General features: G+C 71.1%; 26 protein-coding genes. 15 read left to right on the top strand and 11 right to left on the bottom strand.

What is annotated here, in order from left to right:
- Window positions 1-165: 165 nt before the first annotated feature.
- The 4 genes from ABZW17_RS15325 to ABZW17_RS15310 all read right to left on the bottom strand — a co-directional run bounded on the left by ABZW17_RS15325 (window position 166) and on the right by ABZW17_RS15310 (window position 3,067).
- Complete coding sequence (locus tag ABZW17_RS15325) at window positions 166-1,194, bottom strand: CopD family protein (RefSeq protein WP_354813644.1); 1,029 nt, start codon at window positions 1,192-1,194, stop codon at window positions 166-168.
- Window positions 1,194-1,742: a copper resistance CopC family protein gene (locus ABZW17_RS15320; protein ID WP_354813642.1), complete on the bottom strand. Its 549-nt coding sequence runs from the start codon at window positions 1,740-1,742 to the stop codon at window positions 1,194-1,196. Before ABZW17_RS15320 ends, ABZW17_RS15325 begins: the two co-directional genes overlap by 1 nt.
- The gene (locus tag ABZW17_RS15315; protein ID WP_354813640.1) at window positions 1,743-2,504 is read right to left on the bottom strand and encodes a YcnI family protein; all 762 of its coding nucleotides are present in this window, start codon (window positions 2,502-2,504) and stop codon (window positions 1,743-1,745) included.
- 71 nt (window positions 2,505-2,575) lie between these two features.
- A complete protein-coding gene (locus ABZW17_RS15310; protein WP_354813805.1) occupies window positions 2,576-3,067 on the bottom strand; it encodes a hypothetical protein in 492 nt (163 codons plus the stop codon).
- A gap of 291 nt (window positions 3,068-3,358) precedes the next feature.
- On the opposite strand from ABZW17_RS15310, the gene ABZW17_RS15305 reads away from it, so the two are divergent.
- From ABZW17_RS15305 to ABZW17_RS15290, 4 genes are read left to right on the top strand one after another with little or no spacing between them, the layout of a single operon-like run.
- The gene (locus ABZW17_RS15305) at window positions 3,359-4,006 is read left to right on the top strand and encodes an ABC transporter permease (protein WP_354813638.1); all 648 of its coding nucleotides are present in this window, start codon (window positions 3,359-3,361) and stop codon (window positions 4,004-4,006) included.
- Entirely contained in the window at window positions 3,999-5,165 is a 1,167-nt protein-coding gene (locus ABZW17_RS15300) for an ABC transporter ATP-binding protein (RefSeq protein WP_354813636.1), read from the top strand. The genes ABZW17_RS15305 and ABZW17_RS15300 overlap by 8 nt, the downstream gene beginning before the upstream one ends.
- The gene (locus ABZW17_RS15295) at window positions 5,162-5,944 is read left to right on the top strand and encodes an ABC transporter permease (protein ID WP_354813634.1); all 783 of its coding nucleotides are present in this window, start codon (window positions 5,162-5,164) and stop codon (window positions 5,942-5,944) included. Before ABZW17_RS15300 ends, ABZW17_RS15295 begins: the two co-directional genes overlap by 4 nt.
- Window positions 5,941-6,900 (top strand): glycine betaine ABC transporter substrate-binding protein, encoded by a 960-nt coding sequence (locus tag ABZW17_RS15290; protein WP_354813632.1) that lies wholly within the window; start codon window positions 5,941-5,943, stop codon window positions 6,898-6,900. The genes ABZW17_RS15295 and ABZW17_RS15290 overlap by 4 nt, the downstream gene beginning before the upstream one ends.
- A gap of 51 nt (window positions 6,901-6,951) precedes the next feature.
- Here the strand turns inward: ABZW17_RS15290 and ABZW17_RS15285 are convergent, their stop codons facing one another.
- Window positions 6,952-7,413, bottom strand: a complete 462-nt coding sequence (locus tag ABZW17_RS15285) for a DUF6474 family protein (protein WP_354813630.1) — start codon at window positions 7,411-7,413, stop codon at window positions 6,952-6,954.
- A gap of 90 nt (window positions 7,414-7,503) precedes the next feature.
- On the opposite strand from ABZW17_RS15285, the gene ABZW17_RS15280 reads away from it, so the two are divergent.
- The 3 genes from ABZW17_RS15280 to ABZW17_RS15270 all read left to right on the top strand — a co-directional run bounded on the left by ABZW17_RS15280 (window position 7,504) and on the right by ABZW17_RS15270 (window position 10,516).
- On the top strand, window positions 7,504-9,144 hold the full coding sequence (locus tag ABZW17_RS15280; RefSeq protein WP_354813628.1) for a TM0106 family RecB-like putative nuclease: 1,641 nt from the start codon (window positions 7,504-7,506) through the stop codon (window positions 9,142-9,144).
- An 82-nt stretch (window positions 9,145-9,226) separates the two neighbouring features.
- A complete protein-coding gene (locus ABZW17_RS15275; RefSeq protein ID WP_354813626.1) occupies window positions 9,227-9,856 on the top strand; it encodes a PadR family transcriptional regulator in 630 nt (209 codons plus the stop codon).
- A gap of 6 nt (window positions 9,857-9,862) precedes the next feature.
- Complete coding sequence (locus tag ABZW17_RS15270) at window positions 9,863-10,516, top strand: class I SAM-dependent methyltransferase (protein WP_354813624.1); 654 nt, start codon at window positions 9,863-9,865, stop codon at window positions 10,514-10,516.
- A 46-nt stretch (window positions 10,517-10,562) separates the two neighbouring features.
- Here the strand turns inward: ABZW17_RS15270 and ABZW17_RS15265 are convergent, their stop codons facing one another.
- Window positions 10,563-11,321 carry an SDR family NAD(P)-dependent oxidoreductase gene (locus ABZW17_RS15265; protein ID WP_354813622.1) on the bottom strand — a complete coding sequence of 253 codons (759 nt, stop codon included), beginning with the start codon at window positions 11,319-11,321 and terminating at the stop codon, window positions 10,563-10,565.
- 144 nt (window positions 11,322-11,465) lie between these two features.
- Here ABZW17_RS15265 and ABZW17_RS15260 point away from each other — a divergent pair, with 144 nt between their 5' ends.
- Genes ABZW17_RS15260 through ABZW17_RS15250 form a run of 3 tightly spaced genes read left to right on the top strand, consistent with a single transcriptional unit; the run spans window position 11,466 to window position 15,010 of the window.
- Entirely contained in the window at window positions 11,466-12,770 is a 1,305-nt protein-coding gene (locus ABZW17_RS15260) for a UDP-glucose/GDP-mannose dehydrogenase family protein (RefSeq protein ID WP_354813620.1), read from the top strand.
- Between the two features lie 29 nt (window positions 12,771-12,799).
- A complete protein-coding gene (locus tag ABZW17_RS15255) occupies window positions 12,800-13,216 on the top strand; it encodes a VOC family protein (RefSeq protein WP_354813618.1) in 417 nt (138 codons plus the stop codon).
- A 27-nt stretch (window positions 13,217-13,243) separates the two neighbouring features.
- Window positions 13,244-15,010, top strand: a complete 1,767-nt coding sequence (locus ABZW17_RS15250; RefSeq protein WP_354813616.1) for a gamma-glutamyltransferase — start codon at window positions 13,244-13,246, stop codon at window positions 15,008-15,010.
- On the opposite strand, the gene ABZW17_RS15245 is transcribed toward ABZW17_RS15250, so the two are convergent.
- Genes ABZW17_RS15245 through ABZW17_RS15235 form a run of 3 tightly spaced genes read right to left on the bottom strand, consistent with a single transcriptional unit; the run spans window position 15,007 to window position 16,574 of the window.
- A complete protein-coding gene (locus ABZW17_RS15245) occupies window positions 15,007-15,885 on the bottom strand; it encodes a VOC family protein (RefSeq protein ID WP_354813614.1) in 879 nt (292 codons plus the stop codon). The two genes, ABZW17_RS15250 and ABZW17_RS15245, sit on opposite strands and share 4 nt — an antisense overlap.
- On the bottom strand, window positions 15,878-16,402 hold the full coding sequence (locus tag ABZW17_RS15240) for a sigma-70 family RNA polymerase sigma factor (protein WP_354813612.1): 525 nt from the start codon (window positions 16,400-16,402) through the stop codon (window positions 15,878-15,880). The genes ABZW17_RS15245 and ABZW17_RS15240 overlap by 8 nt, the downstream gene beginning before the upstream one ends.
- A gap of 4 nt (window positions 16,403-16,406) precedes the next feature.
- Window positions 16,407-16,574 carry a hypothetical protein gene (locus ABZW17_RS15235; RefSeq protein ID WP_354813610.1) on the bottom strand — a complete coding sequence of 56 codons (168 nt, stop codon included), beginning with the start codon at window positions 16,572-16,574 and terminating at the stop codon, window positions 16,407-16,409.
- A 109-nt stretch (window positions 16,575-16,683) separates the two neighbouring features.
- Here ABZW17_RS15235 and ABZW17_RS15230 point away from each other — a divergent pair, with 109 nt between their 5' ends.
- Both ABZW17_RS15230 and ABZW17_RS15225 read left to right on the top strand, forming a co-directional pair.
- Window positions 16,684-17,544, top strand: a complete 861-nt coding sequence (locus ABZW17_RS15230; RefSeq protein ID WP_354813608.1) for a helix-turn-helix transcriptional regulator — start codon at window positions 16,684-16,686, stop codon at window positions 17,542-17,544.
- Complete coding sequence (locus tag ABZW17_RS15225) at window positions 17,531-17,725, top strand: DUF397 domain-containing protein (protein WP_354813606.1); 195 nt, start codon at window positions 17,531-17,533, stop codon at window positions 17,723-17,725. The genes ABZW17_RS15230 and ABZW17_RS15225 overlap by 14 nt, the downstream gene beginning before the upstream one ends.
- Here ABZW17_RS15225 and ABZW17_RS15220 read toward each other — a convergent pair.
- On the bottom strand, window positions 17,691-19,112 hold the full coding sequence (locus ABZW17_RS15220; protein WP_354813604.1) for an MFS transporter: 1,422 nt from the start codon (window positions 19,110-19,112) through the stop codon (window positions 17,691-17,693). The genes ABZW17_RS15225 and ABZW17_RS15220 overlap by 35 nt on opposite strands.
- Window positions 19,113-19,214: 102 nt before the next feature.
- On the opposite strand from ABZW17_RS15220, the gene ABZW17_RS15215 reads away from it, so the two are divergent.
- From ABZW17_RS15215 to ABZW17_RS15205, 3 genes are all read left to right on the top strand, one after another.
- On the top strand, window positions 19,215-20,048 hold the full coding sequence (locus tag ABZW17_RS15215; protein ID WP_354813602.1) for a helix-turn-helix transcriptional regulator: 834 nt from the start codon (window positions 19,215-19,217) through the stop codon (window positions 20,046-20,048).
- 67 nt (window positions 20,049-20,115) lie between these two features.
- Entirely contained in the window at window positions 20,116-21,222 is a 1,107-nt protein-coding gene (locus tag ABZW17_RS15210) for a sensor histidine kinase (RefSeq protein WP_354813600.1), read from the top strand.
- On the top strand, window positions 21,219-21,887 hold the full coding sequence (locus ABZW17_RS15205; protein WP_354813598.1) for a response regulator transcription factor: 669 nt from the start codon (window positions 21,219-21,221) through the stop codon (window positions 21,885-21,887). The genes ABZW17_RS15210 and ABZW17_RS15205 overlap by 4 nt, the downstream gene beginning before the upstream one ends.
- Window positions 21,888-22,050: 163 nt before the next feature.
- Here the strand turns inward: ABZW17_RS15205 and ABZW17_RS15200 are convergent, their stop codons facing one another.
- On the bottom strand, window positions 22,051-23,301 hold the full coding sequence (locus ABZW17_RS15200) for a DUF1707 domain-containing protein (protein ID WP_354813596.1): 1,251 nt from the start codon (window positions 23,299-23,301) through the stop codon (window positions 22,051-22,053).
- Between the last annotated feature and the right edge of the window lie 49 nt (window positions 23,302-23,350).

The following is a 23,350-nucleotide window of genomic DNA, read 5'->3' as shown; positions in this document are numbered from 1 at the left end:
TTCGCCGACTGCAAATGACCGTTCGTCGCATCCAAAAGGGCGCCCGCTCAGGGTAGAAAGTTCTGCCCGACCGGTCACCCCCAATGGATGCCGAGTCATCCCAATGCGCAAGTTGCAGCTACTCGCGGTGACTTCGCACCGGGTCCTACCTGCGGCAACGACGTTTCAGGAGGCGACGACCGGCGCCCGCGTCAGCACGACGGCGAACCCGAACGCCAGTCCCATCACGGTCAGCTCGAGCGTCGCCCAGGCGGCGAGCGCCGTGCGGTCGTGCCGGACGATCCGCGGCAGCAGCCGCCAGCGGACGTTCGCGCCGAGCAGCGCGATGACGCCGGTGCACACGACCTTCAGGATGAGCAGCTGCCCGTACGGCGTCGTGAAGATCGCCGTCCAGAAGCCGATGGTCGGGTTGAGCGAGATCTCGGCCAGGCCGTTGAACAGCCCGGTCGCCACCGAGAGGACCAGGCAGAGCGTCGCCAGCTTCGAGAACCGGGGCAGCGCGTGCGCCAGCAGCGTCCGGTTCGCCACCAGCAGCACGGTCATCGCGCCGAGGCCGCCGGTCCAGGCGACGGCGCTCATGACGTGCAGCTCCATCGAGATCATCGTGTAGTCGTGGTAGTTCCAGTTCGACGCGTGCCCGGTGACCGGCAGCGGCAGCAGCGCGAACAGGCCGAGCCCGACCCGGACCTCGGCGGGCACCTTCTCGCCGAAGCGCAGCGCCAGCGCGCCGATCCCGGCGTGGACCAGCGCGAGCGCGGCGACGATGACGAGCGCCTTCCCGGCGCCGACGTTCGCGATGTACTGGCCGATGTCCGACGGCGAGAGCGTCGGCGAGCCCGGCTTGTACTCCGCGGTCTGCAGGACCAGCGCGACGACCGCGGCGGTGGCCCAGACGAGCGCGGCCGCCACGCCGGCCGGGCGGGCCAGCCGCATGACCGGCTCGGTGAGCTTCGGCCGGTCGTAGCCGACGAGCACGGACAGCAGGGCGAGCCCGATGGTCGTGACCGCGGCGAGGTCGAGCAGCACGCGCACGACCGGGATCCCGGCCGAGACCACCGCGCTGGGTTCCACCACCCCGGGCACCGGGGCGGTGGACATGAGCGCGACGCCGACCAGGGCGCCGAGCAGCCCCGCCGTCACGACGCACAGCAGCGTCGAATAGCGGGGTTTCGCGGTGGTCTCGGCCTGGGTCATCAGTTCTTCTCTTCGACTTTGCCGCCCGACCGCAGGGCCACGGTCAGGCCGATCGCGAGCAGCACGACGGCACCGGCGATCCACACCCAGATCGGGACGCCACCCGAGGTCGACGACGTGGACGCCTGGGCGGAGCCGCCCGGCGACCGCGCCGCGTCGACGGTCGCCGGCGTGCCGGAGCCGGCGGTCGTCAGGGTGAAGGTGAGCTCACCGGTCACCGGGTGGCCGTCCGCGGAGAGCACCCGGTAGCCGATGGTGTACTTCCCGGCCGGGCCGAGCGGCCGCAGCGGCGCGCTGATGACGTTGTTCACCACGCTGATCGGACCCTCGGCCCACTGGCCGCCGCCGGGTCCGGTCACCGCGATCTGGTTGACGTCCGCACCCTGCACGTACTGGTCGAACGTCAGGCTGATCTTCGGCGGGCCGGCCGCGACGGACGAGCCGTTCGCCGGGTCCGAGGAGATCAGCACGTTGTGGGCCAGCGCCGGGGTGGCCGTGCCGAGCACGGCCACCGCGGTCAACGCCAGCGCGACGAGCACACCGCGCATTTAGCTGTTGCCTCCCGACTTCGCCGTGGCCTTGCGGGCCCGGATGGTCGCGCCGGCCCCGACGCCGAGGCCGATCGCGCCGACGAGCAGGCCGGCGCCGCCGAGCCAGCGGGCCGTGTTGTCCGACGTCGCCGCGGCTTGAGTCTGCTCCCCGCTGCTGGAGGCCGTGTTCGCGGCCATCCCGGCGTGGTCGCCGTCGCCCTCGGCCTTCGCGGCCAGCTTGACCGACGGCGTCGGGTGCTCCGGCTCTTCGCCGTTCGCCGGCGTCGGCTGGTTCCAGTCGACGACCTTGCCGTCACTGTAGGTCTGGTGGGCCGGGAACTCGACCTGGTCCACGTTGGTCGGCAGGGGGCCGAAGCTGACCGAGAACTCCTGGTAGTCGGTGGCCTTGAGCTCGCTGCCCGGCTGCGCGGTCCAGGTCACCGCGGTCACGGCCTCGGTGATCTGCGTGCCGTTGTCCTTGGTGATCGGGGCCGGCAGCTTCGACTTGGTCACCTGGGCGGTCCAGCCGGGGACGGGCTTGGTGCGCACCGAGCCGATGCCGTAGTCCGCCTTGAAGTCGACGGCGACCTTCGTGGTGGTGATCGGGTCCTTCTCCTCGCTCGGCACGCGGAACACGACCGCCGCGTAGCCGCCCTTCGTGGGCTGCGGGCCGTAGACGTTGGCGGTGACGTGCGCGGACGCGACGCCGGCGCCGAGCAGACCGGCGACACCGACGGTGGCGGCCAGGAAACCGGCGCGCTTGAAGACGTGCTGGGACATGGGTTCACTCCTGATGAACTCAAGAAGGGGCAGCGGACTCGGGGGTCCGCTGGTTCGGGGACGAGCTGGGTTCAGGAGTGGACGGGTGGGCCGCGCCGCCCGCGGATCCGGCGCAGGTCGACGCCGACGAGGTGCCCGGGCGCGTCGACGCGGACGGGCACGAGCGCGGGGGCCGCCGGCACCGGCAGCGGCGTGAGCAGCCGCGGCAGGAACGCGCGCAGCACGGCCAGCACGGTGAGCAGCATCGTGTCCGCGCGGGCGAGCAGGAGCGCGGTCACCAGCGTGGCGGCGGCGTGCGCGCCGATCATGCCGAGCCCGGTGCGGCCGGGCATCGCGTACATGTCGTGGTGGCCGGCGAGCGTGGTGAGCAGCAGGTGCATCACCAGCTGGGCGATCCCCAGCAGGGTGATCGTGGCGACCGGGCCGCGGGCCTTGCGGGCGAACGCGGCCGCCGTCCAGCCGAAGAGGCCGGTGAGCAGCGCGGTCATCGCCGGGTCCGGCAGGCCGCCGTCGGCGAGCCGGTGCGCGGTCACGGAAAGCGCGGCGGCGCTCACGGCGAGCAACACTTCGCGGGTAGCACCCAGCACGGCGGGTCGCCGTGCCGGAACGCTCATGCCGAGCAGCCTAAGGGACCTGTTCGGGCGTGAGCGTGTGATCCCGTGAAGTGAGCACACAAGGAGTTCACGTCCCGCGCCACGCCGTGGTTCAGCCCACTTGTTGCCGATCTCGGCGAGGTGGGCCACGGTGGGCCGGAGCCGGGGGTTTCGGCGGCCCGTGCCGTGGGTACTGAGCCGTCGGTCAGGAACTAGCCCGTTCGGGTGAAGGCCGGCGCGAAGGGCGGGAGAGCGACACGGATGAACCTCTTCGACTACATCTCCGACCGGGCGAGCAAGCTGTGGCTGGAGGCCTACCTGCACACCAGCATGGTGGTGCAGTGCACGATCATCGCCGCGGTCCTCGGCGTGCTGATCGGGGTCGCGGTGTACCGCAGCCCGATCGGCTCGGCGGTGGCCACGGCGCTGGCGAGCACGATCCTGACGGTCCCGTCGTTCGCCCTCCTGGGCCTGCTGATCCCCCTCTCGGGGCTCGGTCCGACGACCGCCGTGATCGCGCTGGTGCTCTACGGCCTGCTGCCGATCGTCCGGAACACCATCGTCGGGCTCGACGGCGTCGACCCGGCGATCACCGACGCCGCCCGCGGCATCGGGATGAGCCGCTTCGGCGTGCTCACCCGGGTCGAGCTGCGGCTGGCGTGGCCGGCGATCCTCACCGGGATGCGGGTGGCCACCCAGATGCTGATGGGCATCGCGGTGATCGCCGCCTACGCGAAGGGCCCCGGCTTCGGCGCCGAGGTCTTCTCCGGGCTCACGAACGCGGGGAGCACGAACTCCCTCAACCAAGCCGTCACGGGCACGGTCGGGGTCGTCATCCTCGCCCTGCTGCTCGACGGCGTCTACGTCCTGATCAAGCGCTTCACCATCTCTAGGGGTGTCCGTGGCTGAGAACGAGGAAGTCTCCGGCGTCGAAATCGAGCTGGAGCACGTGACCAAGCGGTACCCCGGCACCCGTGAAGCGGCGGTCGACGACTTCTCGATGGTCGTGCCCGCGGGCAAGATCGTCGTCTTCGTCGGCCCGTCGGGCTGCGGCAAGACCACGACCATGCGGATGATCAACCGGCTGGTCCAGCCGACGTCGGGCAAGATCACCATCGGCGGCGAGGACGCGCTGAGCCTGGACGTCGACACGCTGCGCCGTCGCATCGGCTACGCCATCCAGCAGGCCGGGCTGTTCCCGCACTTCACCGTCGCGCAGAACATCGCGGTGGTGCCGGGCCTGCTCGGCTGGGACAAGAAGAAGGTCAACGACCGGGTCGAGGAGATGATGGACCTGGTCGGGCTGGACCCGGCCGACTTCCGCGACCGCTTCCCGCGCCAGCTCTCCGGCGGCCAGCAGCAGCGCGTCGGCGTGGCACGGGCGCTCGCCGCGGACCCGCCGGTGCTGCTGATGGACGAGCCGTTCGGCGCGGTCGACCCGATCACCCGCGGCAACCTGCAGGACGAGCTGCTGCGCCTGCAGAGCGAGCTGAAGAAGACGATCGTGTTCGTCACGCACGACTTCGACGAGGCCGTGAAGCTGGGCGACAAGATCGCGGTGCTCGGCAACCAGTCGACGATCCTGCAGTACGACACCCCGGAAGCGATCCTGGCGAACCCGGCGGACGACACGGTCGCGGGATTCGTGGGCGCGGGCGCGTCCCTGAAGCAGCTGACGCTGCTGCGCGTCCGGGACGTCGAGCTGGAGCAGGACGCCCTGACCGTGACCGCGGACGAGTCGCCCGCTTCGGTGCGGGAGAAGCTCCAGTCGTCGCGCAAGCACTTCGCGCTGGTGCTGGACGCGCGCCGCCGTCCCACGCGGTGGGTGCACGTCCGCGAGCTCACGTCGGCGACGTCGCTGGCGAACCTCGGCAAGCCGCTGCGGGACGTCGTCAGCCTGCAGTCGACGCTCCAGGACGCGCTCGAGGCGATGCTCGCCGAGGGCGGCTCGGTACCGGTCACCGGCGCGCGCGGCGAGTACGCGGGCACCATCCAGCTGGACACCGTGATCGCGACCATCCAGCAGCTGCGCGACGAGCACACGAACGGCGAAGAGGTGTCCGCATGACGGCGGCCGCCGTCGACACCGGCTTCAGCACCGAGTCGGGCTCGCGGCGCGCGGAACGCGTCCGGCTGTTCGCCCAGCCGGTCGCGGTGCTGGTGATCGTCGCGGTGACGCTGGTCTCGGTGTTCTCCAGCGGGCTGAACGCGACGGAGAAGGAGACCCTCAACGCGTCGACGCTGCTCACCGCGTTGTGGGACCACGTGCTGATGACGCTCGTGGTGACCGCGATCGTCGTGCTGGTCGCGGTGCCGCTCGGGGTGATCGTGACGCGGCCGTGGGCGCGCTTCCTGGCGCCGATCTTCCTGGCCATCGCGAACATCGGCCAGGCCGCGCCCGCGCTGGGCGTGCTGGTGCTGTGGTTCATCGTCACCGGCGCGACCGGCGGGATCTGGGTGGCGGCGCTGCCGCTGGCGTTCTATTCGCTGCTGCCGGTGCTGCGGAACACGATGGTCGGCATCCAGCAGGTCGACCCGGCCCTGATCGACGCGGGCCGCGGCATCGGCATGTCGGCGGGCGCGGTGCTCTGGCGCGTCGAGCTCCCGCTGGCCGTCCCGCTGATCCTGGCCGGCCTGCGCACGTCCCTGGTGCTGGCGGTCGGCACGGCGACGTTCGGCATGTTCGTCAACGCGGGCGGCTTCGGGCTGCTCATCGACACGGGTTACAAGCTGAACCTGACGTCGGTGCTGGTGACGGGCTCGGTGCTGGCGGTCGCGCTGGCGCTGCTGGTGGACTGGCTGGGCGCGGTCGCCGAACAGTACTTCGGACCGAAGGGGCTGCGATGAAACTCCGGCGACTGGCAGTCGTGGCGCTGCTGGGGGTGACGCTGTCGTCCTGCGGGCTGACGGTCAACCAGGCGGTCCCGTACGACATCAAGCCGGGCTCGATCCAGCCGATCCCGTCCCTGCAGGGGGTGAAGGTGACGGTGGGGTCGAAGGACTTCACCGAGAACATCATCCTGGCGTACATGGCCGAGATGGCCCTGACGGCCGCGGGCGCGGACGTCGTGGACCTCTCGGACATCAAGGGGTCGAACTCGTCGCGCCAGGCCCTGCTGTCGGGCCAGACGGACGTGACGTGGGAGTACACGGGCACGGGCTGGATCAACTACCAGGGCAACGAGCTCCCGGTCCCCGGCGGCGAGCAGGCCCAGTACGAAGCGACGGCCAAGGCGGACGAGGAGAAGTTCGGCGTCACCTGGCTGAAGTACTCGCCGCTGAACGACCAGTACGCGTTCGCGGTGACGGAGAAGTACGGCGCCGAGAACAACCTGAAGACGACGTCGGACCTGGCGGCGTTCATCAAGCAGAAGCCGGACCAGGCGGTGTTCTGCCTGGAGACGGAGTTCACCAGCCGCCAGGACGGCTTCCCCGCCGCGGTGAAGGCGTACGGCTTCCAGAACCCGACGGTGAAGAACTTCGGCATCGGCACGATCTACTCGGCGGTGGCGAGCGGAACCTGCCCGGTGGGCGAGGTCTTCACCACGGACGGCCGGATCTCGGGGCTGAACCTGCGGGTGCTGGAGGACGACAAGAAGGCGTTCCCCCAGTACAACGCGGTGGCAACGCTGCGAACGGAGTGGCTGAAGCAACACCCGGAGGTTCGCGGCCCCCTGGAGAAGATCAGCGCGGCGATCGACAACGAGCAGATGGTCGAGCTGTGCAAGCAGGTCGACGTGGACGGCGAGGACGCGGGGAAGGTCGCCCACGACTGGATGGTGAAGAAGGGCTTCATCCAGTAACCCCTCGTGAGTGGTAAGGCGGGTTAGAACCCGCTTTACCACTCACGAGCGTCAGATCCCCAGCCGGTGCAGCAGCTGTCCTTCGAGCCGTTCCAGCTCTCCGGCGACCGCGCGGTGTACCGACTTCCGCCGTGCCGCCGGCATCCGCTCCGACGCCCGGACCGAAGCCGACAGCTGCTCCAGCGTCCCCAGTGCTCCCGCGGCGAACTCCCGGTCCGCGGCCGATGCCTTCTCCGACTTCTGCAGGTCGCGGCAGCCCTCGGCCACCCCGGCGATGCGGGCGTGCAGGGCCGCGCCGCGGCCGGTGTACTCGCCCAGCTTGTCGACCGAGACTCCGAGCTTGCGCGCCTGGTAGCGGTCGTACGCCTCCCTGGCCGCGCCCGCCGCGCGGACCGCCAGCGGTGCCACCACCGGGATCACCGCCGGGCCGAGCACCTTCGCCACCGCGACCGCGTTCTTCGCCCTCTTAGGGGTGAACCTGGCTTCACCCTCGACCTTGGCCTTGCGCGCCATGGCACCTCCTGCGACGTGTCGACGTCGAACTTACTGGTCGCCCGGGTGGCGGGCATGTCGGCTCGGCGGTGGGAATCTAGAGTGATCTCCATGAACACCGAGGTGGTACTCGACGCGGGCGCGGTCAGCCGCTGCCGTCGGCGCGTGCACCTCGAGCACGACCCCGCCATGCGCGAGGTACCGCTTTCCCCGCCCGACCCCACCGCGCAGCAGCGGATCGCCGACGCCACCGCCCACCGCGAGGACATCGTCACCCGGCTGATGGCCGCGAACGACGACCACTGGGTGAAGATCGGCCGCGACCTGCCGGCCGCCGAGCGCGTCGAGCAGACGTTGCAGGCCTTCGCCGACGGCGCCCGCTACATCTGGGGCGCGCTGCTGCCGGTCGACGCGGCCGGGCACCGGCGCGGCGGCATCGACCTGCTCGTCCGCAGCGGCCGCGGGTACGTCCCGGTGCTCGTCGTGCGCCACCGCATCACCGACCGCGGGGCCGGTGCCATCGTCACCCCGATGACCGATCTCGACCCGGGACACCGGAAAGCCGACGAAGGCCGCAAGGTCCGCTCGCAGCCGCGTGACCAGCTCCGTCTGGTGCACATCCGCCGCATGCTGCAGACGCTCGGGCAGGCCGACGAGACCCGCACCCTCGGCGGCGTCATCGGCCTCGACGCCGACGTCGTCGTCTGGCACGACCTGTCCGCGGGCACCTGGCCCGGCGGCCGCACCGCGCTCACCGAATACCAGGCCCGGTTCGCCGACCGGCTGGCCATCGCGACCGCCGCCGCGAACGGCGAGGAGCCGCTCGCCGAGCCGTCGCGCGTGCTGGAGTGCCGCCGCTGCCCGTGGTGGCCGACGTGCGAGGTCGTGCTCACCGAGACGCGGGACGTCAGCCTCGTCGTCCGCGGCGAGGACGCCGTCGAGCTGCGCCGGGCCGGTGTGTCCACTGTGGACAAGCTGGCCGCGCTCGACCCGGCGGGCGAGCCGCCGGCGGTGAACTGGACCGGCGTCACGTTCCCGGACGCGGTCGTGCTCGCCCGGGCCTGGCTGGCCGACCTGACGCTGGTGCGCCGGGTGGATCGGGTCGAGGTGCCGCGCGCCGACGTCGAGGTCGACGTCGACATGGAGAGCTTCGGCGACGCCGGTGCGTACCTCTGGGGCTGCCTGCTGACCGGCGCCGACATCGGTGTCACGCCGGGCTACCGCGCCTTCGCGACGTGGGACCCGCTGCCCACCGACGACGAGGCCCGCTCGTTCGCCGACTTCTGGGCGTGGCTCACCGACGTTCGCGAGCGCACCGAAGCGGCCGGCCTGACCTTCCGCGCCTACTGCTACAACGCGCTGGCCGAGAACCGCTGGCTCTTCGGCTCCGTCGAGCGCTTCGGCGACCACCCGGGCGTCCCGGCGAAGAAGGACATCCAGTCCTTTGTGGATTCCGAGCAGTGGGTGGACCTCTTCCGCAGCGTCACCGACCAGTTCCTGTGCTCCCACGGCAAGGGCCTGAAGGTGATCGCACCGGTGGCCGGGTTCTCGTGGCGCGACCCCGAGGCGGGCGGCGAGGCGTCGATGCGCTGGTACCGCGACGCGGTCGGCATGGACGGCGAGAAGCCGGACGACGACCAGCGCGAGCGGCTCCTGCGCTACAACGAAGACGACGTCCTCGCGACGCGGGCGCTGCGCGAGTGGATCGACGCGCGGGCGCAGGCCGAAGTGCCGTACATGCTCGACCTCTGAGTATTTCGCCGACTAAGACACTTGCCTGCTGGCGCGTCCTGCGTAATACTCGTCTGCGAGTACTCGTAGACGAGGAGTCGAGATGAAGCGGCGGAAGGTCGGCAACGTCCTCGGGTTGGCCGTGCTGTCCGTCGTGCTGGAACGCCCCATGCACCCGTACGAAATGGCGGCCGTGCTCAAGCAGCGCGGCAAGGACGCCGACCTGCCGATCAAGTGGGGCTCGCTCTACACCGTCGTCGCCAACCTGGAGAAACACGGCTTCGTCGAGGCGGTCGAGAGCGTGAAGGACGGCGGACGGCCCGAGCGGACCGTCTACCGGATCACCCCGGCCGGCCGCGACGAGTTCGAGGACTGGGTGCGCGAGCTCGTCGGCACGGTCGACCGGGAACCGCCGCGGTTCAAGGCCGGGCTGTCGATGATCGGCGTCCTGGGTCCGGACCAGGCGATCGGCCGGCTGCGGGAGCGGCTGGAGCAGCTCGGTGCCCGCGCGGAGGCGCACCGCGCGGCGCTCGAACAGCTGCGGCCGCTCATGCCGCGGCTGTTCTTGGTGGAGGTCGAGTACGACCTCGCGATGACGGAAGCCGAAGCGCGCTGGGTTCGCGGCTTCCTCGAAGAACTGACCACCGGCGCCCTGCCGGGCCTCGATGCCTGGCGGCGCTACCACGAAACCGGCGAATTCCCGGACGACCTGGGGGAGTTCGTGGAGAGGTAGGAACCGATGGAGACGACCCGCAAGCACAGGGTGCCCGAGATGGAGGGCTTCCAGGCCCGCTGGTACGCCAAGAACCGCGGCACCGAGGCCCAGCTCGCGCAGTACCGGCGGCAGGCGGCCGAAGTGACCGCCGGGCTGGCCGACGGCGCGGAAATCCTGGAGGTGGCGCCCGGCCCCGGCTTCTTCGCCGTGGAGCTGGCGAAGCGCGGCTACCGCGTCACCGGGCTCGACATCAGCCACACCATGGTCGAGATCGCCCGCGAAAACGGCGCGGGTCTCGACGTCGACTTCCGGCAGGGCGACATCACGCACGCGCCCTTCGACGCCGGGTCGTTCGACTTCGTGATCTGCCAGGCCGCGTTCAAGAACTTCCGCCAGCCGGTGACGGCGCTGAACGAGATGCACCGCGTGCTGCGCCCGGGCGGGTTCGCGGTGATCCACGACCTCAACCACGAGGCCACCGGCGCGGACATCGACCGCGAGGTGGCCGGGATGAACGTCGGCGTGGTCGCCGGGTTCACCGTCCGGCAGACGCTGGGCTGGCTGCGGCGCCGGGCGTTCACGCGGGAGCAGTTCGAGACGCTGGCCGCGGAAAGCGCGTTCGGCGGCTGCTCGGTCACCGCCGACGGCGTCGGCCTGGAGGTCCGGCTGACCCGCTGACCGGGTGGGGGCGGCACTTTCCCGGGGGAAGTGCCGCCCTCCGGGGTCAGCGCGGAGCCATCCGCAGCGAGCCGTCCATCCGGACGACCTCGCCGTTCAGGTAGTCGTGGTCGATGAGCGACAGCGCGAGCTGCGCGTACTCGTCCGGCCGCGCGAGGCGCTTCGGGAACGGGACGCCGGCCGCGAGCGACGCGCGGAAGTCGTCGCTGACCGTGGCGAGCATCGGGGTGTCGACGATGCCCGGCGCGATGGTCAGCACGCGGATGCCGTGCGAGGCCAGGTCACGGGCCGCGGGCAGCGTCATGCCGACGACACCGCCCTTGGACGACGAGTAGGCGACCTGCCCGATCTGACCGTCGAACGCGGCGATCGAGGCGGTGTTGATGATGACGCCGCGGGCGTCGTCTTCGAGCGGCTCGGTCTTGGCGATCGCCTCGGACGCGATCGTCAGCACGTTGAACGTGCCGACCAGGTTGATCTGGATGACCTTCGCGTACAGCGCGAGGTCGTGGCGGCCCTTCTTGGACAGGATCCGTGCGGACGGCCCGATGCCGGCGCAGTTCACCACGGTCCGCAGCGGCACGCCGGAGCCGGCCGCGGTCGCGACGGCGGCCTCGACCTGCTCGACGTCGGTGACGTCGGCCTCGACGTAGGTGATCCCGTCGACCTGCTCGGCCTTCTCGATGGACGAGGCCAGGTCCAGCGCGAACACCCGCGCGCCCTTCGCCGCGAGGGCCTTCGCCGTCGCCCCGCCGAGGCCGGACGCGCCCCCGGTGACGAGCGCCGCGGTGTCGGTGATCTGCATCTTTGCGGTTCCCTTCGTCTTCACGTTCGCGGAGACAGGTTAACGCTCGTTCGCATGCGGGTGGCTCGTGTCTTCGCTCACCGCTCTCGGGCCCGACCGGTTCCGTTAGCGTCGTGGTCAACTCGGGCTGTCACCTTCAGCAGCATGACGCCAGCTCGCATCGTGGTGGTAGGAACCGGATACGTCGGCTTGACCACGGGGGCCTGCCTGGCCAGTCTCGGGCATTTCGTCACCTGCGTGGACGTCGACCGCGCGAAGGTCTCCCGCCTGGCCGCCGGCCGCGTCGACATCCTCGAACCCGGCCTCGACGACCTGGTCAACCGCGGGCTCGCGGCCGGCCGCCTCCGGTTCGTCGTCGGCGCGCGGGACGCGGTCCGCGACGCGCAGGCGGTGTTCCTCTGCGTGCCGACGCCGATGGGCGCCGGCGGTTCCGCGGACCTGCGCGCGGTCGAGGCGGTGACGGCCGAGATCGGCGACGTCCTGCCCGCCGGCTGCGCGCTGGTCACCAAGTCGACCGTGCCGGTCGGGACGTCGAAGCGGATCCAGGCGCTGGTCGGGCGGACCGACGTGCCGGTCGTGTCGAACCCCGAGTTCCTGCGCGAAGGCACCGCGGTCGCGGACTTCCTCGGCCCGGACCGGATCGTCGTCGGCTCGGACGACCTCGCCGCAGCGCGCTGGGTCGGCGAGCTGTACGCCCAGCTCGACGCGCCGGTCGTCGTCGCCGACGCGGCCAGCGCGGAGCTCGTCAAGTACGCCGCGAACTGCTACCTCGCGCTGAAGCTGTCCTACGTCAACTCGATCGCCGAGCTGTGCGAACGGCTCGGCGCGGACATCGACCTCGTCACCGAGGGCATGGGCTACGACCGGCGCATCGGGCGGACGTTCCTCAAACCCGGCCCCGGCTGGGGCGGCTCCTGCCTGCCGAAGGACACCAGCGCGCTGGTCAAGGTGGCCGAGTCGGTCAACTACGACTTCACCATGCTGACCTCGGCCATCGACGAGAACATCGCCCAGCGCGACCGGATCGTCGCGAAGATCGCCGGCGCGGTCGGCGGGACGCTGGCCGGCGCCCGGATCGGCGTGCTGGGCCTGGCGTTCAAGGCCGGCACGAACGACCTGCGCGACTCGCCCGCGCTCGCCGTCTCGTCGGTGCTGGGTGCGCTGGGCGCGGAGCTGACCGCCTACGACCCGGCCGTCGACGGCGAGATCGCCGGGATGACCGTCGTGGACGACGCCTACCAGGTGGCGAAGGACGCGGACGTCGTCGTCGTGCTGACCGAGTGGGCCGAGTTCAAGCACCTCGACTGGGCCGCGATGGCCGAGCTGATGGACGGCATCGACGTCGTCGACACGCGCAACCTGCTCGACCCGCGGGTGATCGTGGCCGCCGGGCTGTCCTGGCAGGGCGTCGGACGGCCGCGGGCGGCGGCGAAAATCAAGGTGTCCTGACCGCGTGACGCTGGCTACGATCCGGAATCGTGCCAGTATCCGTATCCGTCGAACTCAACCACCTGATCATCCCGTCCCGGAACAACCGGGAATCCGCCGAATTCCTGGCGACCCTGCTCGGCCTCGAGGTCGGGGAACAGTGGGGTCCGTTCATCCCCGTCGAGACGCGCAACGGCGTCCGGCTGGACTTCGCGAGCGTCCCCGAAGCGGACCTCCGCCTGCAGCACTACTGCTTCCTGGTCCCGGAAGACGACTTCGACGCCGTCTTCGCGCGGCTGGTCGAATCGGGCGTGACCTATTTCGCCGATCCGCAGATGAAGCAGGTCGGCGAAATCAACCACAACCACGGCGGCCGTGGCGTCTACTTCCTCGATCCCGGCGGCAACGGGCTGGAAATCATCACGCAGCCGTACGAACCCGAGCGGCGTCGTCCGACGGCTTGGTAATTCGTTAGCTTTGCGTACTATCGGGGTATGTTCACGACGAGGCCGGAACTGACCGGCACCTTCGGGATGGTGGCATCGACGCACTGGCTGGCTTCGGCCACCGGGATGGCGGTGCTGGAGGACGGCGGCAACGCGTTCGACGCGGCGGTCGCGGCCGGCTTCGTCCTGCAGGTCGCCGAGCCGCACCTGTGCGGCCCGGCCGGTCAGGTACCCGGCCTTTTCGTGACGGCGGACGACCCGACCCCGCGGGCGCTGGCCGGCCAAGGCCCGTCGCCCGCGGGGGCCACGCCGTCGCACTTCGCCTCGCTGGGCCTGGACCTGATCCCGGGCAGCGGCCTGCTCCCGGCGACGGTGCCGGGCGCCTGGGACGCCTGGCTCCTGCTCCTTCGCGACTACGGCACGAAGCCGCTTCGCGAGGTGCTGTCGTACGCGATCGGCTACGCACGCAACGGCGTCCCGCTGGTGTCGCGAGTCGGCGACACGATCAACGCGGTGTCGCGCCTGTTCACCGAGCACTGGCCGACGTCGGCGGCGCTCTGGATGCCCGGCGGCAAGCCGGCGTCCGGCCTGCACCGGAACCCGGCGCTGGCCGACACGTGGGAGCGGCTGCTGCGCGAGGCGGAGTCGGTCCCGGGCCGCGAAGCACAGCTCGACGCGGGACGTCGTGCCTGGTCACAGGGTTTCGTGGCGGAAGCGATCGACGCGTTCAGCCGCCAGGCGTTCCGCGACGACTCCGGCCGCGACCACGCGGGCCTGCTGACGGGAGACGACCTGGCGTCGTGGTCGGCGACGTACGAGACCCCGGCGTTCGTCGACCTCGACGACTGGCGCCTGGTGAAGCTGGGCGGCTGGACGCAGGGGCCGGCCCTGCTGCAGCAGGCGCTCCTGCTGCACGGCTTCCGCGACGAGCTGTCCTATGTGGACGGAATCCCGTCGGAACGCACGGTGCACCTGGCGACCGAAGCGGCGAAGCTGGCGTTCGCGGACCGCGAGGCGTGGTACGGCGACACCGACGTACCCCTGGACGTGCTGCTCTCGGCGTCGTACACGGACTCCCGCCGAGCGCTGATCGGTGAGTCGGCTTCGGCTGAGCTCCGCCCCGGCGACGCCCGCGGCCCGGCTCGTCTCCCGGCGATCCTGGATTCCCTGCAGGGCATCGAAGGCGGCGACGGCGCAACGGGCGAGCCGACGGTCGGCCCCCAGGGGCAGACCCGCGGCGACACGGTCCACTTGGACGTCGTCGACGCGGCGGGCAACCTGGTGTCCCTGACGCCGTCGGGCGGCTGGCTGCAGTCGAGCCCGACGATCCCTTCGCTGGGCTTTTGTTTGGATTCCCGCGGCCAGATGTTCTGGCTGGAGCAGGGTTTGCCCAATTCCCTGGCCCCGCGCAAACGCCCGCGCATCACCCTGTCCCCGTCCCTGGCCCTGCACGACGGCGTCCCGACGTTGGCGTTCGGCACCCCCGGCGGCGACCAACAGGACCAGTGGCAGCTGTGTTTCTGGCTGGCCCACGTGTACGGCGGCTTGAACCTCCAGGAGTCGATCGACTCCCCGGCCTGGCACACGACGGCGTTCCCGAGCTCGTTCTACCCGCGCTCGTGGAACCCGCGCGAACTGGTGGCGGAGTCACGGCTGGGCGCGTCCACTTTGGACACCCTGCGCGCCCGCGGCCACCAGCTCGTGGACGCGGGCGACTGGGCCCTGGGCCGCCTGTCGGCGGTTTCCCGCGCGGACGGCGTCCTGCGGGCGGCCGCCAACGCGCGCGGAATGCAGGGCTACGCGGCGGGCCGCTAGGGCTTCTCCCACAGCCAGAACTCGATGCCCTGGTCGTCCGTGCAGTCGGCGGTGTTCCCGTACGGGTGGTTCTCGACGTCGCCCGCCCGACCACCCTGCTCGCGGACGCGGGTGAGCGCCGACGCGAGGTCGTCCACCGCGTACATCAGCTTCCAGCCGGTCTGGCGGTCGCCGCCCCACAGGCCGCCTTCGAGGGCGGGGCCCGAGAAGCCCCACGCGTCCGGCACCGAACCCGGCGTGAACTGCCAGCCCAGCACCGACCCGTAGAACGTCTTCGCGCGCTCGTCGTCGGGGACCTGGAACGTGAAGTACATGGCTTCGCCGTGCCGCGCCGGCTTCGGGCCCGCGGCCGGCGAAGGGGCCTGGGCGAGCAGCCACTTCTGGCCGAACGGGTCCTTGATCGTGCCGGCGAGGCCGTAACCGCGGTCCTCGACCGGACGCAGCAGCTCGGCACCCAGCTCGACCGCCTGCTGGGCCGTCGCGCGCGGGTCCGGGACCTCGATCCGCACCAGCGGACCGCCTTCGGGCGCCACGACGTGGCCCAGCTCGGGGTACTCCTCGGCCAGCATCAGCACGCTGTCGCCGATGGCCACCTCGGCGTGCCCGACCCGCCCGTCGTCCATCACGATCGGATCGGCCCGCCGGACCGCACCGAACGCTCCGACGTAGAAGTCGAGCGCGGCGCGGGCGTCCGTCACCACGAGGTAGGGCGTCAGCGAACGCAGGGCGGCGGCAACCGGCGCCTCGGAAGTGGTCGTCATATCGGCTCCGTTCAAGATCAGGCGACGCAGGTCGTCGCGCAGTTCGGCGGCGAAGGCCGGGTCCGGGGCGACCCGCGCGGAGGGACGGCGAAGCGCGTCGAAAGGCTCAGGCATCGCGACCCTCCTTCTCCTCGTAGTGGCGCCGGAACGCGGCGCGGGCCCGGACGAGCAACGCCTCCGTGGCGTGCACGCTGCGCCCCAGGTGCCCCGCGACCTCGGGCACCCCGAGGCCGTCGACGTACCGCAGGGTCAGCGCGGCCCGGTGGTGCGGCCCGAGCGCTTCGAGCACCTGTCTCGCCCGCAGGGCGTCGAGCTGCTCGTCCCACGGGTCCTCGACGTCCGGCTCGCTGTCGTGCACGAGCCGCAGCCCGCGTTCCTCACGCTCTTTGCGCCGCCAGTGGTCGGCGAGCTTGTGCCGGGCAACGCCGATCAGCCACCCGGTGCTCACTGGAGGTGCGTACTCCTTCCGACAGGCGGCAACCGCCCCGAGGAACGTCTCGGACGTCAGCTCCTCGGCGAGCGTGCGGTCACCACACCGGGACAGCAGGTACCCGTAGACCTCCGGCAGGGCGGTTTCGTACAGCCCGAGCAGCGCGAAGGCCGGGTCCGGTCGTACCCGAGGTTCCGTCACACCCTCATCGTCGCTCCGCACGCCACTTTTCCGACGGGTGAACTTCGGATTTTTCCGGCCAGCGTTTCCGGACCAGGTACGCGTACTCCGTTTCGAGCCGGACGGCCCGGTCCCGGTACCGATCACGGCGGTGCTGCAACTCCCGCTCGCCGGGATCGCCGTCGCTGCCCATGCCGGCAGGTTCTCGCCGCGAACCGGCGTGGACGAAGCCGCAAACGGGAATCCCGCATCGGATTGCCCGCTTTACGATGCGTGGTTGACCGACGGCGAGGAGGTGAACCATGGACCGCCCGGCCAAGCCCAACTACCGGCGGCGCCAGCTCGGCCGCACCCTGCGCAAGTTACGCGAAGCGGCCGGGTTAAGCCAAGAGGACGCGGGCCGCCCGCTGCGGTTCTCGACGTCGAAGATGAGCCGCATCGAGCAGGGCTACATCCCGGGCTACAACGACTTCCTCGCCCTGCTCGACCGCTACGGGATCATCGCCGCGGACTACGCCGAATACGTGCGGATGTTCGACTACGCCAAGGAAAAGGGCTGGTGGCATGTGTTCGGCCTGAGCGACCGCGGGTTCGTGAGCGTGGAGGCCGAGGCGTCGCGAATCCGCAACTACCAGCTCGGGCACGTCCCCGGCCTGCTGCAGACCGAGCCGTACATGCGTGCAACCTTCGCTGGAGCGCGGGACCCCTTCGACGGGCGCAAGCTGGAGATCGAGGTGCAGGTCCGGCTGCGCCGGCAGCTCCGGTTGGTCGAGCCCCCGAAACTGGAGCTGCACGCGGTGATCGACGAATCGGTGATCCGGCGGGCGCCGTGCGACGCCGGGCAGCTGCGCCGCCTGCTCGAGGCCACCGAGCTGCCGAACGTCCAGCTGCAGGTGCTGCCGCAGTCGGTGGGGTCGCACGAGGGGCTGTACAGCAACTTCATCATCGCGAGTTTCCCCGACCGGTCCGAGCCGGACCTGGCCTATGTCTCCTACGGCTTCGGAGCCCTGCAAATCGAAAAGGAGCCGGAGGTGCGGGCGGCGGGCCTGATGTTCGACCACCTGGCCGCGCTGGCACTGGACCAAGCAGACTCGCGCATGTTCATCGCTAAGATCCTCGCCGAGATCCAAGGAAGACCGAGAGGCGATTGTGGACTGGCGTAAGAGCAGTTACAGCGGGTCCGGCGGCAGTGACGACTGCGTCGAGGTTGCCTTCACCGGCACCACCATCGCCACCCGCGACTCGAAAGCCCCGGCGGCCGGGGCACTCGAGGTGCCGCCGGCCGCGTGGTCCGCCTTCCTCTCCGCCGTCACACCCGCGGGTCCGGCAACCGCCGCCCGGTGATCGCGACGATCGTCGCCAGCACCGCCACCGCGCCGATCACCAGCGCGAACGCCTCGCGCGCCCCCAGCGAACCCGACAACGCCGCGTACAAGCTCCCCAACGTCGCCACCCCCAGAGCCAGCGACGTCTGCTGGTTCGTCGTCATAACGCCCGACCCCACCCCCGCCAGGTCCGTCGGCACGTGCGACAGCACGATCCGGAACAACGTCGTCATCGCCAGCGCGTTCCCCACGCCGATCGCCACCATCGACGGGGCCAGGTCCAGGATCGTCACGTTCGGCCACGCCGACAGCGTCGTGCACAGCAGCGCCACCATCCCCACCGCCGTGATCGCGCCGCCCACCGGGACGACCTTCTGGCCGTAACGCGCCACCAAACGGCTGCTCAGCATCGACACCGTGAAGTACGCGACCGCCAGCGGGGTCAGCGCGCCGCCCGCGCCCAGGGGGCCGTAGTGCAGGCCCTCCTGGAGGGTCATCGCGAACACGAACATGAACGACCCGAACGCCGCGAAGAACGGGATGCCCACCATCAGCCCGCGTCGCACGCTCGGCAGCCTCATCACCGACGGCGGCAGCAGCGGCGTGCCGCCCAGGCGCTCCAGCCGGCGTTCGACGTGCACGAACGCCGCCGCGGAAAACGGCGAGACGACCAGCAACACGATCGCCCACGCCGGCCAGCCCAGTGCGCGGCCCTCCATCAGGGGGACCAGCAACGACAACAACGTCAGCGCCAGCAGCGCCGTCCCGAGCCGGTCGACGCCCAGGGGGTTGTGGGCGCGGCTCTCCGGCAGGCGGCGGGCCATGACCAGGACCACCAGACCGATCGGGACGTTCACCAGGAAGATCGGCCGCCAGCTCGTGCCCCACAGGTCCGCCGCCACCAGGCCGCCGCCGAGGAGCTGGCCGACCACCGTCGAAATTCCGCCCGTCGCGCCGAACAGGCCGAGCGCGCGGGACCGCTTTTCGCCCGTTGTCGTCGCCTGGATGATCGACAGCACCTGTGGCAGCAGCAGGGCCGACGCCGCCCCCTGCGCGGCCCGGGCCACCACCAGCGTGCCGGCCGTCGGGGCGATTCCGCAGGCCAGGGACGTCAGCGTGAACAGCCAGAGGCCCGCGAAGAACAGCCGGCGCCTGCCGAACGAGTCACCGAGGCGGCCGCCGACCACCAGCAGGACCGCGTACGCGATGCCGTACGCCGCCACCACCAGTTCCAGCGTCGCGGTGGAGGCGTGGAGGTCGGCATCGATCGTCGGGAGGGCGACGTTGACGATGAAGAAGTCGATGATCGGCAGCGCTGCCCCCAGCAGCACCGTGGCCAGGCCGGCGGGGGTCAGTCCCGGCCGGGCGGGGGCGCCGGTGGTGATCGGCGCAAGGGAAGTGCTCATGACTACTACGATCGACCCGCGCGGAAACTGGTACCAGTTGTTGTTTATCCAGGTACCAGCCACTACCTGGTACCAGTTTCCAGGGCGTGCCATCCTGGCACCATGACCACCGCCGTCGAATCCGACCTGCGCCGCCAGGAGCTGGCGAGGTTCCTGCGCAGCCGTCGCGAGCGGATCACGCCCGAGCAGGTCGGCCTGCCGATCTTCGGCCGCCGCCGGACGCCGGGGCTGCGGCGCGAAGAGGTCGCGCAGCTCGCCGGGGTCGGGGTCACCTGGTACACCTGGCTCGAGCAGGGCCGCGACATCAACGCGTCCGAACAGGTGCTGCAGGCCATCGCCCGCACGCTGCGGCTCGACCCGCACGAGCACGTCCACCTCTTCCGCCTGGCCGGGGCACCCGAGCCGGAGGGCGAGAAGGACTGCCAGGTCATCACGCCGTCGATGGAGCTCATGCTCAAGAAGCTGGAGCCGTACCCGGTCGCGATCCGCAACGCCCGCTGTGACCTGCTCGCCTACAACCGCGGCTACACCTGGCTGATGGGCGAGGTCGACGCCATCCCGTTCGCCGACCGCAACACCCTGGTCCAGTGCCTGCTCAACCCCGAGTGGCGCAAGCGCATGCTCGACTGGGAGACGAACATCCCGCGCGTCATCGCGTCCTTCCGTGCGGCGATGGCCGACCACGTCGCCGAGCCGGCGTGGAAGCAGCTGGTGAAGCGCCTGAAGGCCGAGTCGCCGCTGTTCGCCGAGCTGTGGCCGCACCACGACGTCAACTCGGAGCCGATCCGCACCAAGCGGTACCTGCACCCGGACGTCGGGCTGCTGCAGTTCAACTTCACCTACCTCTACTACGGCCGCCGGTCCGAGATCACCATGTCGACCTACACCCCGGCCGACGCGGAAACAGCGGCGAAGCTGCCGCTCGTGTTCGACTGACGACGTACGCCGGCCGGCCGCTCCGGGACGGACGCGCCGCGGCCGGGCGCCCGGTAGTTTTCGCGGTATGAGAAGGCCGCCGTGGGCAGGACGCTTGGCGCGGACCATCGCCGTGCTGGTCTTCGTGCTCGGGGCGACCAGTGCGTCGTCGCGGTGGCAGCCCGGCGCGTCGCCGCTGACGCCGATCGGTTTCGCGTGGCTCGCCGCCACCGTCCTCACGCTGCTGTTCGTCCACCGCTTCCCGCTGACGCTCTTCCTGCTCACGGCCGCCTCCGCGTTCGGCTACTACTTCTCCGGCCTGCCCGGTGGGCCGGTCATCCTGGTACCGACCATCGCGTTGTTCGTGCTGACCCGGCAGCGCGGGCCGCGCACCGCCGGCATCACCGGCGCCTCGGCGCTCGCCGCCGCCTACCTCGTGCACGTCGTCACGACCAGGTCCTTCGCGTTGGAGGCCGGAGCCGCGTTCGTCGTCGTCTGGCTGGTCGCGGTGATCGGGGTCGGCACCGCCGTCCGGTACCAGCTGGACGCGCTCGCCGCCCGCCGCGGCCAGGCCGACGAGCACCGGCACCGGCTCGCCGAGCAGGAACGCCTGCGCATCGCCCGCGAGGTCCACGACGTCGTCGCGCACAGCCTCGCGATGATCAACGTCCAGGCCGGGGTCGCCGCGCACGTCGCCGACCGGCGGCCCGAACAGGCGAAGGAAGCGCTGCTCAACATCAAGGCGGCCAGCGCGTCCGCGCTCAACGACCTGCGCGCCACCCTGGCCGTCCTGCGGTCCGGGGAGGACAAGGCGCCGGCGCCGAGCCTCACCCAGGCCGGCGAGCTGCTGGACCACGCGCGCGACGCCGGGCTCACGGTCGAGGTCCACGGCGAACCCGGCGACCTCCCGGCCCCGGTCGACGCGGCCGCCTACCGGATCCTGCAGGAGTCGCTGACCAACGTCGTCCGGCACGCCGACCGGCCGGAACGCGTCGACGTCCGGTTCGGACGGCGGCCCGGGGGCCTCACCCTGCAGGTCCGCGACGACGGCCGCGGCACCGCGCGGCCGACGCCGGGCCACGGCCTGCGCGGCATGTCCGAACGCGCCGCGGCGCTCGGCGGCCGGTGCACCGCGGGGCCGGTCGACGGCGGTTTCGAAGTCCGCGTCGAGCTACCGATCGAGGGGGAAGCATGATCCGCGTCCTGCTGGCCGACGACCAGGTCCTGGTCCGCGCCGGGTTCCGCGTACTGCTGGAGACCGAGGACGGTTTCGAGGTCGTCGGCGAGGCCGGGGACGGCGAGCAGGCGGTCGCCGGGGCGGTCGAGCACCGGCCCGACATCGTCGTGATGGACGTCCGGATGCCCGGGGTCGACGGTCTCGAGGCGACCCGCCGGATCACCGCCCACCCGGACCTCGCCGCGACGAAAGTGCTGGTCCTGACCACCTTCGACGTCGACGAGTACGTCTACGAGGCCCTGCGCGCGGGCGCCAGCGGGTTCCTGCTCAAGGACACCGAGCCGGTCGAGCTGCTGCGCGCGCTGCGGGTCGTCGCCAACGGCGAGGCACTGCTCGCGCCGACGGTCACCCGCCGGCTGATCCAGGAGTTCGTCGGGCGCCCGGAGCAGCGGCGCATCGACACGAGCGCCGTGCGCGAGATCACCGACCGCGAACGCGAGGTGCTCGGCCTGGTGGCGGGCGGCCTGTCCAACGACGAAATCGCCGCGCACCTGGTGATTTCCACGGCCACGGCCCGCACCCACGTCAGCCGCATCATGACGAAGATCGGCGCCCGCGACCGCGCCCAGCTGGTGGTGCTGGCTTACGAGTCCGGGCTCGTCACACCGCGTCGCCCCGCCTGACCCGGCGCACCACGCGGACCGCACGCACCAGGAACACCACGGCGAGGACGCCGACCAGGCCGATCCAGATCACGGCGCCTCCTCTCCCGGCCGATGCTCTGCCCATAGGGCGTCCGGGAGAGGGACGACGTTCAGTGACACGCGCCAACGTCACCCAGAAGGGTCAGTTGTTCGTACGCTCCGTCGGCGGGGCCTTCTGGACCTGCGCGGTCAGCAGCGTCTTGAACGAGCTCAGCGTCGCGTCCTTCGACGGGCCGAACGAGTCGATGATGATGACCCGGCTGTAGAGCACGTAGACCGCGCGGTACACCTGCTGGCTGCTGTCCGCCGCCGAGAACACCTGGACCCCGTGGAGGGACAGGTTGCGGTTGACGGTCAGGCCGCCTTCCTGCTCGGCGTTGCCGTACTCGGCGGCCACCGCGGCGGCGGCCTGCGCGTTCGGCAGCTCCAGGGCGAACAGGCCCAGCGTGACGTCGCCGTCCTTGGTCGTCTTGAGCAGGCCCTCGGTCATGCCGCTCTGCTTGAGCTTCTCGATGACCGTGGTCGGCAGGTACTTGGCCGACTGCAGCTTGTCCATGTCGAACTCGCCGCCGCCGGCGCGGGTGGTGCCGGCCGGGGTGACCAGCGCCGACGAGTTGTCGCCCGGCTCCGGCTTGGCCGCCGGCGGCTCCGGGAGCGGCTTGACGGTCGGCGCGGGCGGCGGCTGCGGGCTCGAGCTCTGCGCCACCGGCGGCGTCGACCCGCCGCCGTCCTTGATGAACAGCGCCCAGACGCCGAAGCCGAGGCCGGCCACGACGAGCACCGCGACGATGGCGAAGGCGATCTTCTTGCCCTTGCCCGACGACGGCTGCGTCTGGAAGCTCTCCGGGCCCTGGCTGATCCAGTCCGCGTTGTTCGACGGCGGCGCCAGCGGCGGGAACTCCGAACCGCCCCACGGCGGGCTGGCGTCCTGCTGCGGCGCGCCCCACGGCGTCTGCTGCTGCTGCATCGGCTGGGCGAACCCGCCGGCCGGGGAGTGCTGGGCGTACGGGGGCGGCGGCTGCTGCATCATCGGCTGCGGGAACCCGCCCGAGGGCGAGTTCGGGTGCTGCTGCTGTTGCTGCCACTGCGGGACGACCTGGGTCCGCTCGCCGCCGCCGGCGTCGGCCGCGGAGACGACCTGGGTCGCCTCGGCCGCGTTCTCCTGCTGGGCCGGCTGCCCGGGCGGGGACACCGGGGCGATGATCTGCGTGTCGGCGGCGGTGCTCGGCACCTGCGACTGCGCGGGCTGGGCCGGGGCCTGGGCCTGGTTCGGATCGCCGGTCGAGACGGCCATGGACAGCACCCGGTCACGACGCGCCCGGTATTCGTCGGCCGTCAGGTTTCCCGCCGCGAGCTCCTCGTCAAGCCTGCGCAGCTCTTCCTGCCAGGTCACCCCGGTACCCCCTTGGGTATGTCGCTTTGTGGGTGCTGCTCACGCGGAG

This window comes from Amycolatopsis sp. NPDC004625, from assembly GCF_040609695.1.
Taxonomy (GTDB): Bacteria; Actinomycetota; Actinomycetes; order Mycobacteriales; family Pseudonocardiaceae; genus Amycolatopsis.
This window is presented reverse-complemented; position numbering and strand designations above follow the sequence as displayed.

Coding starts and splice junctions, on each gene's coding strand:
- ABZW17_RS15325 (WP_354813644.1), bottom strand. CDS start 1,194: ATGACCCAGGCCGAGACCACCGCGAAACCCCGCTATTCGACGCTGCTG.
- ABZW17_RS15320 (WP_354813642.1), bottom strand. CDS start 1,742: ATGCGCGGTGTGCTCGTCGCGCTGGCGTTGACCGCGGTGGCCGTGCTC.
- ABZW17_RS15315 (WP_354813640.1), bottom strand. CDS start 2,504: ATGTCCCAGCACGTCTTCAAGCGCGCCGGTTTCCTGGCCGCCACCGTC.
- ABZW17_RS15305 (WP_354813638.1), top strand. CDS start 3,359: ATGAACCTCTTCGACTACATCTCCGACCGGGCGAGCAAGCTGTGGCTG.
- ABZW17_RS15295 (WP_354813634.1), top strand. CDS start 5,162: ATGACGGCGGCCGCCGTCGACACCGGCTTCAGCACCGAGTCGGGCTCG.
- ABZW17_RS15290 (WP_354813632.1), top strand. CDS start 5,941: ATGAAACTCCGGCGACTGGCAGTCGTGGCGCTGCTGGGGGTGACGCTG.
- ABZW17_RS15285 (WP_354813630.1), bottom strand. CDS start 7,413: ATGGCGCGCAAGGCCAAGGTCGAGGGTGAAGCCAGGTTCACCCCTAAG.
- ABZW17_RS15280 (WP_354813628.1), top strand. CDS start 7,504: ATGAACACCGAGGTGGTACTCGACGCGGGCGCGGTCAGCCGCTGCCGT.
- ABZW17_RS15275 (WP_354813626.1), top strand. CDS start 9,227: ATGAAGCGGCGGAAGGTCGGCAACGTCCTCGGGTTGGCCGTGCTGTCC.
- ABZW17_RS15270 (WP_354813624.1), top strand. CDS start 9,863: ATGGAGACGACCCGCAAGCACAGGGTGCCCGAGATGGAGGGCTTCCAG.
- ABZW17_RS15265 (WP_354813622.1), bottom strand. CDS start 11,321: ATGCAGATCACCGACACCGCGGCGCTCGTCACCGGGGGCGCGTCCGGC.
- ABZW17_RS15260 (WP_354813620.1), top strand. CDS start 11,466: ATGACGCCAGCTCGCATCGTGGTGGTAGGAACCGGATACGTCGGCTTG.
- ABZW17_RS15250 (WP_354813616.1), top strand. CDS start 13,244: ATGTTCACGACGAGGCCGGAACTGACCGGCACCTTCGGGATGGTGGCA.
- ABZW17_RS15245 (WP_354813614.1), bottom strand. CDS start 15,885: ATGCCTGAGCCTTTCGACGCGCTTCGCCGTCCCTCCGCGCGGGTCGCC.
- ABZW17_RS15235 (WP_354813610.1), bottom strand. CDS start 16,574: ATGGGCAGCGACGGCGATCCCGGCGAGCGGGAGTTGCAGCACCGCCGT.
- ABZW17_RS15230 (WP_354813608.1), top strand. CDS start 16,684: ATGGACCGCCCGGCCAAGCCCAACTACCGGCGGCGCCAGCTCGGCCGC.
- ABZW17_RS15220 (WP_354813604.1), bottom strand. CDS start 19,112: ATGAGCACTTCCCTTGCGCCGATCACCACCGGCGCCCCCGCCCGGCCG.
- ABZW17_RS15215 (WP_354813602.1), top strand. CDS start 19,215: ATGACCACCGCCGTCGAATCCGACCTGCGCCGCCAGGAGCTGGCGAGG.
- ABZW17_RS15210 (WP_354813600.1), top strand. CDS start 20,116: ATGAGAAGGCCGCCGTGGGCAGGACGCTTGGCGCGGACCATCGCCGTG.
- ABZW17_RS15205 (WP_354813598.1), top strand. CDS start 21,219: ATGATCCGCGTCCTGCTGGCCGACGACCAGGTCCTGGTCCGCGCCGGG.